General features: G+C 72.8%; 16 protein-coding genes. 9 read left to right on the top strand and 7 right to left on the bottom strand.

Annotated features, from left to right (window positions below; translation table 11 throughout):
* Position 1 precedes the first annotated feature (1 nt).
* The 5 genes from ACWC21_RS02320 to ACWC21_RS02300 are packed head-to-tail and all read right to left on the bottom strand — an operon-like array spanning position 2 to position 4,157.
* Positions 2-1,210 carry a cytochrome P450 gene (locus ACWC21_RS02320; RefSeq protein ID WP_450877241.1) on the bottom strand — a complete coding sequence of 403 codons (1,209 nt, stop codon included), beginning with the start codon at positions 1,208-1,210 and terminating at the stop codon, positions 2-4.
* Complete coding sequence (locus tag ACWC21_RS02315; protein WP_450877239.1) at positions 1,207-1,833, bottom strand: GTP-binding protein; 627 nt, start codon at positions 1,831-1,833, stop codon at positions 1,207-1,209. The genes ACWC21_RS02320 and ACWC21_RS02315 overlap by 4 nt, the downstream gene beginning before the upstream one ends.
* The gene (locus ACWC21_RS02310) at positions 1,814-2,161 is read right to left on the bottom strand and encodes a DUF742 domain-containing protein (protein WP_450877237.1); all 348 of its coding nucleotides are present in this window, start codon (positions 2,159-2,161) and stop codon (positions 1,814-1,816) included. Before ACWC21_RS02310 ends, ACWC21_RS02315 begins: the two co-directional genes overlap by 20 nt.
* Positions 2,158-2,565, bottom strand: coding sequence for a roadblock/LC7 domain-containing protein (locus ACWC21_RS02305; RefSeq protein WP_450877235.1), 408 nt, complete (start codon positions 2,563-2,565; stop codon positions 2,158-2,160). Before ACWC21_RS02305 ends, ACWC21_RS02310 begins: the two co-directional genes overlap by 4 nt.
* Positions 2,562-4,157, bottom strand: coding sequence for a sensor histidine kinase (locus ACWC21_RS02300; protein WP_450877233.1), 1,596 nt, complete (start codon positions 4,155-4,157; stop codon positions 2,562-2,564). Before ACWC21_RS02300 ends, ACWC21_RS02305 begins: the two co-directional genes overlap by 4 nt.
* 128 nt (positions 4,158-4,285) lie before the next feature.
* Between ACWC21_RS02300 and ACWC21_RS02295 the strand changes: the two genes are divergently transcribed.
* The 3 genes from ACWC21_RS02295 to ACWC21_RS02285 all read left to right on the top strand — a co-directional run bounded on the left by ACWC21_RS02295 (position 4,286) and on the right by ACWC21_RS02285 (position 7,493).
* Positions 4,286-5,824: an MFS transporter gene (locus tag ACWC21_RS02295; protein ID WP_450877231.1), complete on the top strand. Its 1,539-nt coding sequence runs from the start codon at positions 4,286-4,288 to the stop codon at positions 5,822-5,824.
* An 86-nt stretch (positions 5,825-5,910) separates the two neighbouring features.
* Positions 5,911-6,744 (top strand): lysozyme, encoded by an 834-nt coding sequence (locus ACWC21_RS02290; RefSeq protein ID WP_450877229.1) that lies wholly within the window; start codon positions 5,911-5,913, stop codon positions 6,742-6,744.
* A gap of 17 nt (positions 6,745-6,761) precedes the next feature.
* A complete protein-coding gene (locus ACWC21_RS02285; protein WP_450877227.1) occupies positions 6,762-7,493 on the top strand; it encodes an FG-GAP repeat domain-containing protein in 732 nt (243 codons plus the stop codon).
* Here the strand turns inward: ACWC21_RS02285 and ACWC21_RS02280 are convergent.
* Positions 7,469-8,347, bottom strand: coding sequence for a LysR family transcriptional regulator (locus ACWC21_RS02280; protein ID WP_450877225.1), 879 nt, complete (start codon positions 8,345-8,347; stop codon positions 7,469-7,471). The two genes, ACWC21_RS02285 and ACWC21_RS02280, sit on opposite strands and share 25 nt — an antisense overlap.
* Positions 8,348-8,479: 132 nt before the next feature.
* Between ACWC21_RS02280 and ACWC21_RS02275 the strand changes: the two genes are divergently transcribed.
* The 4 genes from ACWC21_RS02275 to ACWC21_RS02260 all read left to right on the top strand — a co-directional run bounded on the left by ACWC21_RS02275 (position 8,480) and on the right by ACWC21_RS02260 (position 11,683).
* Positions 8,480-9,385, top strand: coding sequence for an NAD(P)H-binding protein (locus ACWC21_RS02275; protein ID WP_450877223.1), 906 nt, complete (start codon positions 8,480-8,482; stop codon positions 9,383-9,385).
* A gap of 29 nt (positions 9,386-9,414) precedes the next feature.
* On the top strand, positions 9,415-9,735 hold the full coding sequence (locus ACWC21_RS02270) for a hypothetical protein (protein WP_450877221.1): 321 nt from the start codon (positions 9,415-9,417) through the stop codon (positions 9,733-9,735).
* A 72-nt stretch (positions 9,736-9,807) separates the two neighbouring features.
* A complete protein-coding gene (locus ACWC21_RS02265) occupies positions 9,808-10,002 on the top strand; it encodes a hypothetical protein (RefSeq protein ID WP_450877219.1) in 195 nt (64 codons plus the stop codon).
* Positions 10,003-10,120: 118 nt separating this feature from the next.
* The gene (locus ACWC21_RS02260) at positions 10,121-11,683 is read left to right on the top strand and encodes a hypothetical protein (RefSeq protein WP_450877217.1); all 1,563 of its coding nucleotides are present in this window, start codon (positions 10,121-10,123) and stop codon (positions 11,681-11,683) included.
* 7 nt (positions 11,684-11,690) lie between these two features.
* On the opposite strand, the gene ACWC21_RS02255 is transcribed toward ACWC21_RS02260, so the two are convergent.
* Positions 11,691-12,107: a DUF6010 family protein gene (locus ACWC21_RS02255; protein ID WP_450877215.1), complete on the bottom strand. Its 417-nt coding sequence runs from the start codon at positions 12,105-12,107 to the stop codon at positions 11,691-11,693.
* A gap of 136 nt (positions 12,108-12,243) precedes the next feature.
* Here ACWC21_RS02255 and ACWC21_RS02250 point away from each other — a divergent pair, with 136 nt between their 5' ends.
* Positions 12,244-13,182: a GlxA family transcriptional regulator gene (locus ACWC21_RS02250; RefSeq protein WP_450877213.1), complete on the top strand. Its 939-nt coding sequence runs from the start codon at positions 12,244-12,246 to the stop codon at positions 13,180-13,182.
* Positions 13,183-13,247: 65 nt separating this feature from the next.
* A complete protein-coding gene (locus ACWC21_RS02245) occupies positions 13,248-13,823 on the top strand; it encodes an exonuclease domain-containing protein (RefSeq protein WP_450877211.1) in 576 nt (191 codons plus the stop codon).
* Positions 13,824-13,880: the final 57 nt, after the last annotated feature.

The following is a 13,880-nucleotide window of genomic DNA, read 5'->3' as shown; positions in this document are numbered from 1 at the left end:
TTCAGAGGGCGGGTACGGGCGTGAACCGCACGGGCAGTTCGGTCAGGCCCCGCAGCCAGGGCGAGGGCCGGCGGGTGAGGGACTCGGCGGGCACCGCCAGGTCGATGTCCGGCAGCCGGTCGAGGACGACCTCGATGCCGGTCCGTGCGATCACCTCGGCGACCTCCTGCGCGGGGAACGGGCAGCGGTGCTCGCCGTGGCCGAAGGAGAAGTGCGCGTTGTTGCCGCCGGTCAGGGCCGAGCCGTCGGTGCGGACCTGCGGGTCCGAGTTGGCGCCCTGCAGGCCGAGCAGCAGCAGGTCACCGGCCCGGATGCGGCGCCCGCCGAGGTGGGTGTCACGGGAGGCCCAGCGACCGGCCACGTTCTGGGTGGGCGCGTCCTCCCACAGGACCTCGTTCATGGCCTCGGCGACGCTGTTGCGGCCGCCGAAGAGGGAGGCGGCGAAGCGGTCGTCGGTGAGCATCAGCCTGAGGGAGTTGCCGATCCAGTCGGCGGTCGGCTGGTGCCCGGCCGCCATCATCACCATCAGGTACTGGGCGATCTCCTCGTCGCTGAACCCGCTGTCGTCCGCGAGCATCCGGGAGACGACGTCGTTCGCGGGCTCAGCCCTGCGGTCGGCGAGCAGCTGCGCCATCGAGGCCGCCAGATGGGTCTGGCCCGCGATGGCCCGCTCCCGGCCGTCGATCATGTCGTTGAGGGCGGTGACCAGGCCCGGCCCCTCCTCGTCGGAGAAGCCGTAGAGCCGGGCCAGGACCCGGACGGGCAGCAGCATCGCGTACTGGGCGACGAGGTCGGCCTCGCCCACGGTGCACACGGCGTCGACGAGTTCGTCGGCGAACCGCTCGGCGTGGCCGCGCAGCGCGGACGGGTCCACCGCCTCCAGGGCGTCGCTGATCATCGCGGCGCGCTGCCGGTGACGCTCGCCGACGGTGTACAGGATCGACGGCTGCTTGCGGCCGATCATCGGCAGCAGCGGCCAGTCCGGGGGAATCGTGTCCCACTGGTTCCACAGGTCGGAGTCGCGGCTGAACAGCACCGGGTCGCCGGTGACCTGGTGCAGTTCGCGGTAGCCGAGCACCAGCCAGGCGGGCACGTCACCGTCGAGCAGCACCGGGGCGACGGCCCCGTGCTCGCGCCGCATCTCCCGGTACAGGCGCGCGGGCTCGGTCTGGAACCGGGGTCCGCCGAGGGGGACGGCGTCGGGGGTCACACGAACTCCTGTCGGGGCTGGGCCGCCGGGGCGGACCGGCCGGCGTAGTGCTGCTGGATGTGCTGGACCAGGGTGATGAGCACCTGCTTGCTGGACTCGCGGGAGCGGGCGTCGCAGTCCACCAGGGGCACGTGCGGGTCCAGGTCGAGGGCCGCGCGGACCGCGCCCGGCGGGTGTACGGGGCCGCCGAAGTCGTTGCAGGCCACGATGAACGGCGTGCCGTGGTGCTCGAGCCGGTCGATGGCGTACCAGGAGTCGTCGATCCGGCGGGTGTCGACGAGGACGACCGCGCCGAGGGTGCCGGAGAACAGCCGGTCCCACAGGAACCAGAACCGCTCCTGGCCCGGCGCACCGAACAGGTACAGCACGTTGCGCGCGTCCAGCGTGATCCGGCCGAAGTCGAAGGCGACGGTGGTGGCGGTCTTGCCGCGTACCTGCTGGATGTCGTCGACCGACTCGCCCGCCTGGGTCATCGTCTCCTCGGTGTTGAGGGGACGGATCTCGCTGACCGAGCGGACCAGCGTGGTCTTGCCGACGCCGAAACCGCCCACGACCACGATCTTCAGACCGTTGTCGGCGGAGGCACCCAGCGGGGTGCGCGCGTCAGAGGTTACGGAGTCCAACGAGCACCTGCTCCAGGATGTCGGGGTCGTGCACGGCCGCTCTGCGGGGGTGTCGGGCGCTGACCCGTCCCGCCGCGAGCAGGTCGCACAGCAGGACCTTGGTGATACTCACGGGCAGCCGCAGCTCGGCGGCGATCTCCACCACGGAGGTGGGGGACTCGGCCAGGCGCAGGATCGCCACGAGCTCCGACTGCATCCCGGTGACCGGCGCGGATTCGGCGACGACGAGTGTGACCAGGTCGAAGGGGTTGTCGGGGCCGGACCTGCTGCGTCCACCGGTGATGGTGTAGAGGCGGTCGGGAGCGTCGTCCCGGCCGGGGCGGCTCATGAGGTACGGGGCGGGGCGCTCAGGTGCTCGCCGAGCTGCTCCACCAGTTCGCTCATGTTGTGCCCCACCAGCCCGGGGTCCGCGTCCTCGGTGGTCACGACGGCGAGGTGGGCGCCGTTTCCTGCCTCCACGATGAACAGCACGCCCCCGTAGAACTCGGTCATCGCCGACCGCACGCCTCCGCTGCCGTCGCCGAACTCCACGGACGCCCCGTGCGAGAGCGACTGGATGCCGGCCGCGATGGCCGCCAGCTGGTCGGCCTGGTCGACGCTCAGCTCGGGCGTGCGGCACAGTTTCAGCCCGTCGCGGGAGAGCACGAGTGCGTGCCGCGCGCCCGGGGTGCGCTCCAGAAGACCCTCGATGAGCCAGGTGAGCTTCTCGTCGGCGGTGGTCGTGCCGGTCATGAGGTGGTGTCGCCTTCCGGGTGGGCCTGCGGTGGGGAGGGGTTCGTGTTCGGCGGCGCGGTGTCGTCGTCCATCGTGTGGGCCGGTGTCGTGTGGTCCGGCGCGCTGCGGTCCGCGGCGGTCGTGCGAACGGCCTGGCGGAAGCTGCTGAAACGGGCGGCGCGGACCTCGGCGTCGGCGGCGGCGTGCGGACGGTCCGGCCCGGCGGCCGGGGGAGTGCCGCCCGGCTCCGCGGTCCGGGGCGCGGGCCTCGCCCGCTCCGCGGCGGCGAGGGTACGGCCCCTGCGGCGCTTGGGCAGCGACGTCGGCTGATCGTCCGTGCCGTCGGCCGCCGCCTCGTGCGGCGGGGCCTGGTCCGGCTGCGGCGCTTCGGCGGCCGGGGCCGGGGCGTCCGGTTCCGCGGGACGCGGCCGCTCGGCGGCGGGTGGCGCGACGGCCGCCGGGGGGTCGGCGGCGTGCGGGCCGGTGAGGATCTCCTGCGGGATGAGCACCAGGACTCCGGTGCCGCCGCGCGCGGACGGCCGGAAGGACACGCGCAGCCCGTGTTTGCGGGCCAGCCGGCCGACCACGGCGAGCCCCAGCCGGGTGCCGGTGAGACCGCCCAGCTCCGAGCTGTCGCCCGACACCGCCCGTTCGGCACGGCGCAGCTGGACGTCGCCCATCACCAGTCCGCTGTCCTCCACGGACACGATGGCGCCGGCCGGCACCTCCTCCACGTACACGTGGACCTCGGCCGTCGGGGGCGAGAAGTTGGCGGCGTTGTCGAGCAGCTCGGCCAGCGCGTGCATCACGCCCTCGGCCGCGTGACCGGCGACGGCCGTGTCGCTGACCGAGTGGACGCGCACCCGCCGGTATCCGCTGATCCGTCCCATGGCGCCGCGCAGGATCGACTCCATTGCGATGGGCCGTGCCCAGCGGCGGCCGGTGCGCGCTCCGGTCAGTACGGCGACGGAGTCGGCGAGCCGGCCCGCCTGTGCGGTGCGGTGGTCGAGGTGGAGGAGGTCGGCGAGGACGTCCTCGTCGGTGTGGCGGTCCTCCATGGCCCGCAGGTCGGCGAGGGTGGCGGTGGCCAGGGCCTGCATACGGCCGGCCGCGCTGGACGTCGCCGCGATCGCCGCCGCCCGCTCCCGGGTGGCGCGCTCGAGCCGCGCGGCGAGGTCGGCGTTCTCCTCGTCGAGGCGGTCCAGCTCCCGTGCGGCCTCGGCCTCGACCCGGCCCAGTTCCCGGTGGAAGGACTCCGTCAGTTCGGCCCGCTGCTCGGCCAGCTCGTCGATCAGGCGCTGCTGCTCCTGCCGGGACTCCTCGGTCGCGCGGGCCTGCTGCTGCAGGAGCCGGCCGAGGTCCTGCGTCACGGTCTCCAGTCGGCGCCGGGCGCCGCGCTCGCCCTGCACGGCGTGCACCGCGGAGGCCACCGCCGCGCACAGCACCAGTGCCGCGGCGCTCGACCCCAGCGCGAGCGGCGTACGCACCGACGGCGGCGCCAGGTCGACCGCGGTGACGACGACGAGCGCGGACAGGAGACCGGTCAGCACCAGGGCGGGGGCGATGGTGCGGAGGGTGGTGCGTTCGCCGTCAGGTGTGGGCGCGGTCATCAGTGGGTCCTAGGGCAGCTGCCGGCGTGGTCACCGGCAGATGTGAGTGAGTGGTGACGCTTGGTGCTCAACTGGCGGTCACTATACGAGAGTTCTTGATCGGATTGGAAAGGTTCCGGACTCATTGCATGAATCAAACGGGTACTCGCCCGAATGACGTGACCGCAGGGAACAGGAGCGAACCGGTGGAATTGGGCACGCACGGGGGTGACGGGAGCGACCCCAGGCGCTGGAAGGCCCTGGCGGTGACACTGGTGGCCGGATTCATGAGCCTGCTCGACGTGACGATCGTCGCGGTCGCGCTGCCGTCCATGCAGCGGGCCCTGCACGCCTCGGCACCCGACATCCAGTGGGTGGTCTCCGGCTACGCCCTGGCCTTCGCCCTGGTGCTGGTGACCGCCGGGCGTATCGGGGACACGGTCGGCCGGCGGCGTGTCTTCCTGCTGGCCCTCGGCGGGTTCGTGCTGTGCAGCGCCGCGGCCGGTGCGGCCCCCACGATCGGTCTGCTCGTCGCGGCCCGGCTGGCGCAGGGAGTCGCCGCGGGCTGTCTCGCCCCGCAGAACTCCGCCCTCATCCAGCAGATGTTCCGCGGAGCCGAACGCGGAAAGGCCTTCGGTCTCTTCGGCGCCACCGTCGGCGTCTCCAGTGCCGTGGGGCCGGTCGTGGGCGGGCTGATCCTCAAGCTCGCCGAGGGTCCCCAGGGGTGGCGGTGGATCTTCTACGTGAACGTACCGGTCGGCGCCCTGGCGCTCCTCCTCGGCCTCCGGCTGCTGCCGAGGCCGGCCCCGGGCCGGCGGGAACGGCTCGACCTGGTCGGTGTGCTGCTCCTCGGCTGCGGGGTCCTGGCGCTGATGTTCCCGCTGGTGCTGGCGGAGTCGGGCGGGGTCGAGCGGCTGTGGTGGCTCTTCCCCGCCGGGGTCGCCCTGCTGGCCGCGTTCGGCCGGTGGGAGCGGCGGGTCTCGGCCCGTGACGGCCGGCCGCTGCTCGACCCACGGCTGGTGACCGGGACCCGCGGGTACGCCGTCGGCGCCGCCATCGCCGCGCTGTACTTCGTCGGCTTCAGCGGCGTGTGGCTGGTGTTCGCCCTCTTCTTCCAGAACGGCCAGGGCTACAGTCCGTTGCGGTCCGGTCTCGCGGTGACACCGTTCGCCATCGGCTCCGCCGCGGCCGCGGCGATCGCCGGCCGCCTGGTGGAGCGGCTCGGGCGGCTGCTGACCGTGTGCGGGCTGACCGCCGTCACCCTGGGACTGGGCGCGACGGCGCTGATCCTGCGCCTCGCACCCGCCGACAGCGCGGTCTGGCTCGCTCTTCCCGCCCTCTTCGTCGGCGGTGTGGGCAGCGGGTGCGTGATCTCCCCCAACGTGACGATGACACTGCGGGACGTACCGGTGCGGATGGCGGGAGCGGCGGGCGGAGCGCTCCAGACGGGGCAGCGGCTGGGCGGGGCCGTCGGCACGGCGGCACTCCCCGGGCTCTTCTACGTCGCGCTCGGCGCGCACGCCCACGACTACCGCACCGCCGTCGCCGTCGCCGTCGGCTCCGGTGTCCTGCCCGTGCTGTGCGCACTCGGCCTGGCGGTGCACGACTGGCTGCGCGACCGCAGGGCGGCGTCGCGGCACTGCGCGCCCGAGGTGTCGCACAGCCACACGCACGCAGGTCAGGGCTGACCTCACTCGTACGGAGCCTTCTGTCCCCGATGGGCCGTCATGCGGCGCATCCCGGCGTGCGACGAAGGCCGACTGCCGATCAGATGATGTCTGTGCGACCACTCATAGCCCTTCACCCCAAGCGTGCCCGCCTGTTCGCCGCCGGTGCCCCGGCTGCCCTGCTGGCGCTGCTCCTCTCCCCGTTCACCGTCCCCGCCTCCGCCGACGGCACCCCGGTCCGCGGCTCCGCCCACATGGGCATGGGCGTCGCGGCCCACGACGGCTCGAGCCCCGCCTCGGCCGGCCCGCGCGCCGGCCAGACCGAGGGCGTCGACGTCGCCAGCTACCAGGGCGACGTCGCCTGGCCGACCCTGTGGGACGGCGGCGTCAGATGGGCTTACACCAAGGCCACGGAGGGGACCTACTACACCAATCCCTACTTCTCCGCGCAGTACACCGGTTCGCTCGGCACCGGCATGGCCCGCGGCGCGTACCACTTCGCGACCCCCGACACCAGCGGCGGCGCCACCCAGGCCGACTACTTCGTCGACCACGGCGGAGGCTGGAGCGGTGACGGCGTCACCCTGCCCGGGGTCCTGGACATCGAGTGGAACCCGTACGGCGACGACTGCTACGGCAAGACACCGAGCGCGATGGTGACCTGGATCCGTGACTTCCTCGACCGGTACCGGTCCCGCACCGGGCGCGACGCCGTGATCTACACCGCCACCTCCTGGTGGAACACCTGCACCGGAAGCCACACCGGCTTCGGGAAGACCAACCCCCTGTGGGTCGCCCGGTACGCGTCGGCGGTCGGCGACCTGCCGGCCGGCTGGTCCTCGTACACCATGTGGCAGTACACCTCGACCGGACCGACGGTGGGCGATCACGACCGGTTCAACGGCTCCGGCGACCAACTGCGGGCCTTCGCCAAGGGCTGACGTGGCATCATGCCCGGATGCCCCTGACAGCGCACACCATCCGGCCGCGCCGGATCGTCGCCGTCGTGGCGGCGGCCCTGGCGGTCTTCGCCGGCTCGTTCAACACCTTCAAGGGAACGGCGCCTCCTCGCCCGGCCGAACCGTCCGCCATCAGGCCGTGTGCGACCGGGACGGGGGACCTCCTGGCCGACCTGGACGCGGACGGCCACCGGGACCGCGTCTCCGACCCCTCCGCCACCGGTGCCCGGCTCACCCTCACCTTCGGTACGTCCTCCGGCGACGGCAGGCGGGTCGGCGTCCGGGAGCTGGTCGGCGGGTTCGGGCACGGGAAGGAGGACGACCTGGCCGTCGTGGCGGACTTCGACCGCGACGGATGGGCCGACCTCCTCGTCGTGGCCACGGGGCCGTGGCGGGGCGACGAACCGATCGAGCCGCGTCTGGCCGAACTCAGGCGCGGCCCGTTCTCCAGGACCGGCCGCGGCCACGCCCCCCGGCACGTCGACCTCGGCGAGACCCGCGGCCTCGCCGTCGGCGACTACAACCACGACCGGTATCCCGACCTCGCCGCGTTCACCTACTCCGGGGACGGCGTGTACGCGACCCGGGGCCTCCTCGGTGAGAAATCCGCAGGGATCGGCGACTACACCGGCACGTACTCCGTCGACGCGGAACAGACGGACGACGACACACCCGACAACATGCCGGCCGACGGCCTGCTCTCGTTCTATCCGAGGTGTGCGGGGGAATGACTCCGCTCCCGCGTGACGCCGGCACCGACGTCGGCCTCCGCGACGGCCAGCGCGGCGCGCACCAGCGCGGCCGTGGCCGTCGAACGGGACTGCTGGGGCCAGGCGACGGCGAGGACGGCGGGCGGTGCGTCCACGAGCGGCCGGTACACGACCCCGGGACGCGGATAGCGCGCGGCCACCGACGCGGGCAGCACCGGGGTCGCACCGCCGAGCCCCACCAGGGTGAGCAGCTGGGCCAGGTCACGGCCCAGGCCGCGGATCTCGTCGATGTACCGGTGCAGACCGCCGGGGCGCAGCCCGAGGTCGGCCAGGACCAGGCTGTCGCGGGCGGCGAGGGGGTGCGTGGCGGCCAGGGCCACCACCCGCGGTTCGGCGGTCAGCGTCTCGGTGTCCAGTCCCGTACGGTCGAACGGCTCGTGCACCAGGGCCGCGTCGGCCTCTCCGCGCCGCAACAGCCGCGGCTGCTCCTGCCAGGCGCACAGCCGGACGGCGACCGGCACGGCCCCGGGCTCGGCCGCGTACCGCGCCAGCACCGGCTCCAGCAGCCCCGCGTCGCCGTCCGCCTTGACGGCCAGCACCAGTTCCGGTTCGCAGGCGGCGGCGCGCCGGGCCCGCCGGCCTGCCGCCTCCAGCGCGTCCAGGGCGATCCGCGCCTCCGCGAGAAGCACCGTGCCCGCTGCGGTCAGCGTCACCCTGTGGGTGGTCCGCTCCAGAAGCGTGACCCCCAGCTCCGTCTCCAGCCGGCGGATCGCACGGGACAGGGGAGGAGGGGACATGTCCAGCCGCTCGGCGGCCCGGGCGAAGTTGAGCTCCTCGGCGACGGCGACGAAGTAGCGCAGCAGGCGGGAGTCCATGCATCCCCTCCGTTCGGTGTTACCCGGAGGGTAACAAGCGGGAGCGAACCGGTCCTTCAGTTCGGGAGCACGACGCAGCAGGCTCGGCGACATCCGGAACATCCGGCGCAGCATCCCTGTATGGAGTTGTTCATGATTGTCGTCACCACCCCGACCGGCCGGATCGGCCGGCAGGTCCTCGACCGCCTCCTCGACACCCCCGACGCCACGGCGGGGATCCGGGTGATCGCCCGCGACCCCGCCCGCCTGCCCGCGCGGGTGCGCGAACAGGTCGAGGTGGTACGGGGATCGCACGCCGACCCCGCCGTCCTGGCGAAGGCGTGCGCGGGCGCCGACCGCCTGTTCTGGCTGGTGCCGCCGACACCCTCGGCCGACAGCGTCGAGGGGCACTTCCGCGCGTTCACCGAGCCGCTGCGCGAGGTGACCGGACGCCACGGCGTCGAACGGGTCGTCGGCGTCTCCACGCTGGGCCGCTCGGTGGCGAAGAACGCCGGGCAGATATCGGCGTCGCTCGCCATGGACGAGGCGATCGCGGCCATGGGCGTGCACTACCGGGCACTCTGCCCGCCGTTCCTGATGGAGAACCTGCTGGGCCAGGCCGAGTCGATCCGCACCCAAGGCGTGTTCTTCATGGCGGCGGCGCCGGACCGGGTGCTGCGGACCTGCGCCACCCGCGACATCGCCGCCACGGCGGCCCGGCTGCTCCTCGACGGCTCCTGGACCGGACAGGACGACGTCCCGCTGGCCGGACCCGACGACCTGACCCCCGAGGGCATGGCACGGGTCGTCTCCCAGGTGCTGGACCGCCCGGTCCGCGTCCAGGCCGTCAGCAGCGCGGAGCAGAAGGAGACGCTGCTGCGCCGCGGCGTGAGCGAGGCCTGGGCGCAGGGGCTGGCCGACATGGTGGACGCCCTGCACGACCAGGGCTTCTACGGCGCCGACCAGCCGAGCACCCCGGACACGGCGCCCACGGGCTTCCGCCAGTGGTGCGAGGACGTACTCCGGCCGGCCGTGATGGCACCCGGCTCTCAGGGGTAGGCGGTGTGACATCCGAGGAAAGGATCGTCATGACCACGTACCTGATCACCGTTCCCGGCACCTTCACCACCGGGATCGAGGAGGAAGAGCGAGCGCGGCTGAGCCGGGCACTGAGGCCGGCCGATCCCCACACCACTCGGACGGGCAGTACGGAGGATCTGGACGCCCTCACCGTCAACGACGACAACACCTTCACCATCCGCCTGACCGTGGAGGCGGACAGCGGCGCCCACGCCGAGGAGGACGCCCGTGACCTCGCCGACTCCGCACTGCGAGACGCCGGGCTCGATCCGGACAGCGCTCCCCTGGGGCCCGCGGTGATCACCGGCATCGATTCCGACGTCGGCTGACCTCACCCGTTCGGTCTCCGTCGCTCCGGCGTCGGGGGCGGCCGTCCGCCGCCCCCGACGCCGGAGCGTTCGATGCCCCGCAAGCGTTCGACGGGAGGCGACCGGTACGACGCCTCGACCATGCCCGGCGGCGGGACGGGTTCCGTCCGCCCGGTGGTGCCCGTCGCCCACGGCGCGGCCCTGCGCCAACTGGACGTCCGGCGCCTGCGGTTCGTCGCCGACGTCATGGTGTCGTCGAAGACCGTGATCCGCGCGGTCTTGGCCTGATCACGTCGCCGCATGGTCCGCCGGGCCGTCGGTATGGACCCCTCTGTCGGGTTCGCGTCCCTGGCCGTACACTGCCAACCCGCAGACATGCGGGCACAGTTCAGTGGGGGGAGCCACCATGTCCGGGGATCCGTACGGTCCGTACCAGCAGTTCAACGTGCCGCCCATGCCGTCGAGCCCGCCGCCGGCGCCGCCGGACGGCCTGCGGTCGGCCGCGGTCGCCCTTCTCAACCTCAGCGGCCTCGGCCTCGGTTACGCGCTTGTCCGAAGATGGGTCCTGATGGCCGCCTGCTGGGTGGCGACCGTCGTACTGCTGCTCGTGGCACTGCCCGCGGACGCCGACGGCGTCCCGGGGGCGGCGCTCGCGGGTTACGCCGTCTTCCTGTTGCTGGCGGCCGTGCACGGCGCGTTCGCCGGGCTGCGCACCCGGCTGTCGTGGCCGGGCCGGGCCCCGCTCGCGCTCCTGCTGGGCGTGCTGCTCCTCGCCGTACCGGCCGGTGCCGCCGTCGGGTACGGCAACGCGCACGACGAAGCCGTGGAGCGGTCGCTCCTCGACCGCCTCGAGCGGGCCGACCACCTGGTGACGGCGGGCAGCCGGCACACCTTCGCCGCGGCCAGGACCGACTACGGGACCGCCCTGGACGTCTACCGGGACCTCGCGGTCGAGCACTCCGGCTCCCGCGCGGCCGAGCAGGTGCCCGACCGGATGAGGACGTACTACGAGACGGTCGGCGCGGCCTACGGCCACAAGGACTACTGCGCCGCGATCGATCCGTTGAAGTACCTGCGTACGGTGCCCCGCACCATGCCGAGGAAGCAGCTCGGCTCGCTGACGCGCTGGCCCGACGACCGGCTGGCCACCGCGCTGTACGAGTGCGGTTCGAGCAGTCTGGCGAACGGCGAGGCGGACTGGGTCACGAAGTTCGGCGACCTGCTGGACACGTTCCCGCGGTCCGGGCCGGCCGGGGAGGTCGTACCCGCTGTCGACTCCGCGGTGAGGAAAGCGGAGAAGGCGGTCGGCGGTGGCGAACCCTGCGCGGCCGTGGAGCAGTTGCGCAGTCTGAACACCCGTATCACCGAACTGTCGGGGACGGCCCCCGAGGCGGCAGGCGACCTCGGAAAGGCCGCCGGCCGGGCCGACCGGAGCGGCGACGCGGGGGAGTACGCCTGCGGCGTCCACCAGTACAAGGACGGCGACTTCGCAGCGGCGCAGAAGACGATGGACCAGTTCCTCGCCGACAACAAGCACAGCGGCAACCGGGACCGTGCGAAGAAGACGTCCATCGCCGCGGAGGTCGCCCAGACGCTCCCGGCCGCCGGGAAGAAGCTGCCCACCACCGCCTCCGGCGGCAGCATCTCCGTCACGGTGAAGAACGACAGCCCGGACGACGTCACCGTCCTCTACACCGGGCCGGTCACCGGCAGCTTCACCCTCAAGGGCTGCGGCAGCTGCAGGACGTACACCCTCGCCGACACGCTCCTGGTCGGCTTCAAGCCCTGCCGCGGCGGAAAGAACTATCCGCAGCGCACCATCAGTCTCCCGGTCGGCACCACCTACTTCGTGCACAAGCCGCACGGCGACAGCACCGCGACGCCGGGTTCGGACACCGCCAAGCTCCGTTCCGGCTACATCTACACGGAATGCGCCTACACGACGCAGACCTTGGGGAGCGGCTACTGAGGGGCGGCTACTGAGGAGCGACCGGTTCCCGCGTCCGCGCCGTCCGCCAAGGCAGCGTGACACGGGGACCACTCCGCAGGCACCACAGCGCGATGACGGGGTCGCAGATGGCGCAGCCCATGGAGGAGCCGTGCTCGAAGGGCACGATCGGGTTGCCCCTGAGGTGGTGGACCAGGTCCCACGCGGTGTGCAGGAGCCAGGCGATTCCGATGAACGTCCAGGACTCGAGCCCCCGGTAGGCGACGTAGGTGGCCACGGTGGTGAAGGCGAACTCCCAGGCCCCGAGGCCGCCACCGCTGAGGTAGGCGGCCGAGGCGCCCCCCACCATGAGCGCGTTGAGGCGGCGTCGCCGGTCGTCGTCGCGGACCAGTGACATCAACAGGACGTAGCCGATGCCGATCAGGATCGGGGAGACGTAGCTCATGACTGCTTCGCTTTCTCAGGGTGCCGTGGATCGTGTCCGGGCCGCGGGACGCCTTGAAGCCAACCAGCCACCGGCCCGTCGCCCCAGTGGCATTGACGACACCTTCCAACGGGAAAGTGACAGGTAGGTTCTGGCTATGCACACCGTCGCCGTCCTCGCACTGGACCAGGTGATCCCGTTCGACCTGTCCACCCCGATCGAGGTCTTCACCCGCACCCGGCTCCCGGACGGGCGTCCCGCCTACCGGGTCCGGGTGTGCGCCGAACGACCGGAGATCGACACCGGGTCCTTCGTCCTGCGCGCACCCTGGGACCTGGACGGGCTGAGGGGAGCGGACACGATCATCGTGCCCGGAACCGCCGCCCCCGAGGCCGCGCTGCCGTCCGCCGTCCGCGACGCCCTGCGGGCGGCGGCCGGGGACGGCACGCGCATCGCCTCCATCTGCTCGGGCACCTTCCCGCTGGCCGCCACCGGCCTCCTCGACGGCCTGCGGGCCACCACCCACTGGGCCGCGGCCGACCTGCTGGCCGCCCTCCACCCGGAGATCGAGGTCGACCCGGATGTCCTGTACGTCGACAACGGCCAGTTCCTCACCTCGGCCGGCGCCGCCGCGGGACTGGACCTGTGTCTGCACATGATCCGCCGCGACCACGGCTCGGCCGTCGCCGCCGACGCGGCCCGGCTGTCCGTGATGCCCCTCGAACGCGAGGGCGGCCAGGCGCAGTTCATCGTCCACGACCATGCGCCGGTCCCTCAGGGATCGGCCCTGGAACCCGTGCTCGTCTGGCTGCAGGACAACCTGGGCCGCGACCTCTCCCTCGCCGACATCGCCGCCCACGCCGGAACCAGCACCCGGACCCTCATCCGCCGCTTCCGCGAACAGACCGGCACCACCCCGCTGCAGTGGCTGCACCGCGTCCGGATCCGCCAGGCCCAGCACCTTCTGGAGACCACGCGGCACCCGGTCGAACGCATCGCCGGGCAGGTCGGCTTCGGCTCGCCCACCGCCTTCCGCGACCGTTTCAAACGCACCACCGGCGTCAGCCCGCACGCCTACCGACGCAGCTTCAGCTGATGTCGCCCTTCCGTACGTGAAAATGCGGGTGCTGGGTGTGACGTCGCCCGCCTAGGCTCGACGGCATGGAACAGGGGGAGACGCTGTGGAACGTCGTCGACGTGGAGGCGACCTGCTGGACGGGCCGGCCGCCGGCCGGGGAGGTCAGCGAGATCATCGAGATCGGGCTGACCGTCGTCGATCCGGCGACCGGTGAGCGCACCGGACGGCACCGCGTCCTGGTGCGGCCCGTACGCTCCACCGTCAGCGCCTTCTGCACCGAGCTGACCGGGCTGACGCAGGCCGAGGTGGAGCAGGGGCTGTCCTTCGCCGAGGCGTGCCGGCTGCTGGCCACCGCACACCGCTCCGGATCGCGCCCCTGGACGAGCTGGGGCGATTACGACCGCCGCCAGTTCGAACGGCAGTGCCGGGCGACCGGAGTGACGTACCCCTTCGGACGGCGGCACGTCAACGCCAAGCAGGTCTTCACCGCCGCCCACGGACTGCCGAGGCGCCCCGGCATGGCCGAGGCCCTGCGGCTCGCGGGACTGCCGCTGGAAGGCCGTCACCACCGGGGCGAGGACGACGCCTGGAACATCGCGGCCCTGGTCCTCGATCTCGTCCGGCGTGGTGCCTGGCCGGCTCCCGACGAGGCCCGGTGACCACTCGGCGCAGCCGATTTCTCATGGAGGAGCCCTCGTGGACCGTGACCTGACCCT

It is taken from the genome of Streptomyces sp. NPDC001348 (assembly GCF_053597535.1).
This window is presented reverse-complemented; position numbering and strand designations above follow the sequence as displayed.

Bases quoted from the DNA above. Each gene is read 5' to 3' on its own strand.
- ACWC21_RS02310 (WP_450877237.1), bottom strand. From the start codon at position 2,161: ATGAGCCGCCCCGGCCGGGACGACGCTCCCGACCGCCTCTACACCATC.
- ACWC21_RS02305 (WP_450877235.1), bottom strand. From the start codon at position 2,565: ATGACCGGCACGACCACCGCCGACGAGAAGCTCACCTGGCTCATCGAG.
- ACWC21_RS02300 (WP_450877233.1), bottom strand. From the start codon at position 4,157: ATGACCGCGCCCACACCTGACGGCGAACGCACCACCCTCCGCACCATC.
- ACWC21_RS02295 (WP_450877231.1), top strand. From the start codon at position 4,286: ATGAATCAAACGGGTACTCGCCCGAATGACGTGACCGCAGGGAACAGG.
- ACWC21_RS02290 (WP_450877229.1), top strand. From the start codon at position 5,911: ATGTCTGTGCGACCACTCATAGCCCTTCACCCCAAGCGTGCCCGCCTG.
- ACWC21_RS02285 (WP_450877227.1), top strand. From the start codon at position 6,762: ATGCCCCTGACAGCGCACACCATCCGGCCGCGCCGGATCGTCGCCGTC.
- ACWC21_RS02280 (WP_450877225.1), bottom strand. From the start codon at position 8,347: ATGGACTCCCGCCTGCTGCGCTACTTCGTCGCCGTCGCCGAGGAGCTC.
- ACWC21_RS02275 (WP_450877223.1), top strand. From the start codon at position 8,480: ATGATTGTCGTCACCACCCCGACCGGCCGGATCGGCCGGCAGGTCCTC.
- ACWC21_RS02270 (WP_450877221.1), top strand. From the start codon at position 9,415: ATGACCACGTACCTGATCACCGTTCCCGGCACCTTCACCACCGGGATC.
- ACWC21_RS02265 (WP_450877219.1), top strand. From the start codon at position 9,808: ATGCCCCGCAAGCGTTCGACGGGAGGCGACCGGTACGACGCCTCGACC.
- ACWC21_RS02260 (WP_450877217.1), top strand. From the start codon at position 10,121: ATGTCCGGGGATCCGTACGGTCCGTACCAGCAGTTCAACGTGCCGCCC.
- ACWC21_RS02255 (WP_450877215.1), bottom strand. From the start codon at position 12,107: ATGAGCTACGTCTCCCCGATCCTGATCGGCATCGGCTACGTCCTGTTG.
- ACWC21_RS02250 (WP_450877213.1), top strand. From the start codon at position 12,244: ATGCACACCGTCGCCGTCCTCGCACTGGACCAGGTGATCCCGTTCGAC.
- ACWC21_RS02245 (WP_450877211.1), top strand. From the start codon at position 13,248: ATGGAACAGGGGGAGACGCTGTGGAACGTCGTCGACGTGGAGGCGACC.